Annotated in this window: 3 protein-coding genes and 1 tRNA gene; 2 read left to right on the top strand and 2 right to left on the bottom strand. The window is 72.7% G+C overall.

The features are described 5' to 3' along the window. Nucleotides 1-1,348, top strand: a 1,348-nt coding sequence (locus tag LLG88_01655) for an RNB domain-containing ribonuclease (protein MCE5245613.1), incomplete at its 5' end; no start/stop codon positions are given. Nucleotides 1,349-1,379: 31 nt separating this feature from the next. Here LLG88_01655 and LLG88_01660 read toward each other — a convergent pair. Both LLG88_01660 and LLG88_01665 read right to left on the bottom strand, forming a co-directional pair. Further along, nucleotides 1,380-1,461, bottom strand: a tRNA-Leu gene (locus tag LLG88_01660). Between the two features lie 195 nt (nt 1,462-1,656). Beyond that, the gene (locus tag LLG88_01665) at nt 1,657-2,685 is read right to left on the bottom strand and encodes a deoxyhypusine synthase (protein ID MCE5245614.1); all 1,029 of its coding nucleotides are present in this window, start codon (nt 2,683-2,685) and stop codon (nt 1,657-1,659) included. A 307-nt stretch (nt 2,686-2,992) separates the two neighbouring features. Between LLG88_01665 and LLG88_01670 the strand changes: the two genes are divergently transcribed. Then, the coding region (locus LLG88_01670) for a catalase (protein MCE5245615.1) at nt 2,993-3,183 on the top strand (191 nt) is incomplete at its 3' end.

The raw sequence follows: 3,183 nt of genomic DNA on the forward strand, positions 1-3,183 counted from the left end.
GATCGCGGTCCGCGACCTGCGCGACCTTCTCTGGGTTTCGATCGACAACGACGACTCGCGCGACCTCGATCAGCTTTCGTTCGCCGAGCCGGCGGAGGGCGGCGTCGTGCGGCTGCTGGTGGCGATCGCCGACGTGGACGCGCTCGTCGCCAAGGACTCGGCGACCGACGGCCACGCGCGGCACAACACGACCTCCGTCTACACCGCGGCCGAGATCTTCCCGATGCTCCCGGAGCTGCTCTCGACCGACCGCACCTCGCTCGGCGAGGACGCGGAGCGGCCGGCGATCGTCGTCGAGATGCTCGCGGCGCCGGACGGCGCGCTCCCGCGCACCGACGTCTACCTCGCGCAGGTCCGCAACCACGCCAAGCTCGCCTACAACAGCGTCGCCGCGTGGTTGGACGGGCAAGGGCCCGCCCCGGCGCGGGTCGCCGCCGTGCCCGGCGTCGCCGAGCAGCTCCGCCTGCAGGACGCCGTCGCGCAGGCGCTGCGCACCGTGCGCCACCGCCACGGCGCGCTCAGTCTCGAGACGATCGAGCCCCACGCCGTCTTCGAGGGAGACGCGATCGCCGATCTGCGGCTCGAGGAGAAGAACCGGGCGAAGGAGCTGATCGAGGACCTGATGATCGCGGCCAACGGCGTCGCGGCGCGCTTCCTCGAGGCGCGCGGCTTCCCCTCGCTGCGCCGCGCGCTCCGCTCGCCCGAGCGCTGGGAACGAATCGTGCGCCTCGCGGCGGGGTACGGAGAGACGCTCCCCGCGGCGCCCGACGCCGCCGCGCTCGAGGCGTTCCTCGCCAAGCGGCGCGAGGCGGACCCCGTGCGCTTCCCCGACCTTTCGCTGGCGATCGTCAAGCTGATCGGACGCGGCGAGTATCAGGTCGAGCGGCCCGGCGGCGCGACGCCCGGGCACTTCGGCCTCGCGGTCCACGACTACACCCACTCGACCGCCCCGAACCGCCGCTTCGCCGACCTCGCGACGCAGCGGCTGATCAAGGCCGCGCTCGCCGGCGACGGCGCCCCCTACAGCCCCGACGCGCTCGAGGAGATCGCGCTCCACTGCACGCTGCAGGAAGGGAACGCGGCCAAGGTCGAGCGCCAGGTGCGGAAGGCCGCGGCGGCGCTCCTGCTCGAATCGCGGATCGGCGAGCGCTTCGAGGGGATCGTCACCGGCGCCGCCGACAAGGGCACGTGGGTGCGGATCTTCCACCCGCCGGTCGAAGGACGTCTCGTCCGCGGCTTCCAAGGCCTCGACGTCGGCGACCGCGTCGTCGTCGAACTCCTCGGCACCGACGTGGACCGCGGCTTCGTCGACTTCGCCCGCCGCGGGAACGGCGCGCCCCGCCAATAGCGCGCCCCCCGACGCGCCGCGGGCCTTGGTGTGCCGGGACCGGGGCTCGAACCCGGACGCCTCTCGGCAGAGGATTTTAAGTCCCCAGCGTCTGCCAATTCCGCCATCCCGGCGCCGATCGCGGATCGACTGAATCGTAGCCACTTCGCGTCGGTTTGTCCGCCGCGGATGCGGCAGGCCGGCGGGACTCGCCGCGCGGGCGGCGCCGCGGGCAGAGTCGTCGCGGTTCGACGCCCCGCGCCGTCCGGACCGAAGCGAAGGGCCGGCCCCCCGGGGGGCGCCGGCCCGACGCGAGCGAGGCCGCGACCTCAGGCAGGGAAGCGCTCCGCGAAGCGGCGAGGACGGCGGCCGCGCCAGGCGCCGCCGTGGTAGACGGCCGAGGCGAGGAGCGGCAGCGTCGTGGTCGCCTCGCCGAAGACCATCTGCTCGAACGCCGTGTCCACCTTTCCCCACGAGCAGGCCTCGCGCAGAGTGGAGCCGCTCAGCGCCCCGTCGCGCTGGTCGGCGACGGTGAGCTGCACGGCGTACTTGTGCATCGGCGCGGGGTCGCCGAGCATTTCGGACGCGACGACCGTGTCCTGCGCGAAGTTCTTCGGGGCGCCGCCGCCGATCATCAGCAGGCCGGTTTCGCGCGCCGCCATCTTGATCTCCGTGAGTTCCAGAAAGTCGCGCGCGCTGTCGATCGAGACGTGCGGCTCGCCGCGCCGCTCCCACTGGTGATGGACGAGGCCGAACCCGGCCGAGCAGTCGCTGAATGCGGGGCAGAAGACGGGCACGCCCATCTCCCGCGCGGCGAGCAGAATGCCGTCCTCCCCGTCGCCCCGCGCGGCGAGGCGGCGCCCCATCGCCGCGAGGAACTCCCGCGACGAGTACGGCCGCGGCGCCAGCTCCGCGGCGAGCTTCGCGACCTCCATGTCGCAGACCCGCAGTTCGTCCTCGTCGATGAACGTGTCGTAGATCCGGTCGATCCCCAGCCGCCGCAGCTCCTGGTCGTCGACCCGCGGCGTGCCGATGTAGTGCCTGAAGCCGAGTCCCTCGAAGAAGTCTTGGTCCACGAGGTTGGCCCCCGTGGAGACGACGACGTCCGCCATGCAGTTCCGGATCAGGTCCGCGAAGAGCCGCTTCAGCCCCGCCGAGACGAGCGAGCCGGCGAGGCAGAGGATCACCGCCCCGTCCGGCTCGCGGAGCATCGCCTCGTAAATCTCCGCCGCGCGGTGGAGGTTGCGCGCCTCGAACGCCATCTTGCCCATCGCCTGCACGACCGGGCGGGCGTCGAACGCCTTGATGTCGATGTGTTGAATCCGCTCCTTGAGATAGTCGGACTTGCCGCGAGCCATGCCGCCGCTCCCGAGCGACCGTGTTCGGCCCGATGGCTCGCGGTCGCAGGGAACGGCCACCGGGAACGCGCTACGGCGGGCCGTTGGCCTCGCCGCCATCGCGCGTCGGGTGGCTCTTGACGGACTGGTTTTACCACGCGCGCCGGCGCCTTTCACGAGGCGTCGGCGCCGTTCGCCGGATTCGCGGGATCGAAGAACAGGTCCCGCGCCGCCGCGGCCGATTCGACGGAGATTCCAGCGGTGCGCGCGGCGCGGCCCCGTCCGACGGTCGGCGGGGCGCGGCGCCGCGTCTCCCCGGAGACGAGCCATGACGGAGCCCACGAAGAGGAAGACGCTCACCACGACCGCCGGCGCCCCCGTCGCGGACAATCAGAACACGCTCACCGCCGGGCCGCGGGGGCCGGCGCTGCTGCAGGACTACCACCTGCTCGAGAAACTGGCCCACCAGAACCGCGAGCGGATTCCGGAGCGGGTGGTCCACGCCAAGGGCTGGGGCGC

The organism is bacterium, from assembly GCA_021372775.1.
Classification (GTDB): Bacteria; Acidobacteriota; Polarisedimenticolia; order J045; family J045; genus JAJFTU01.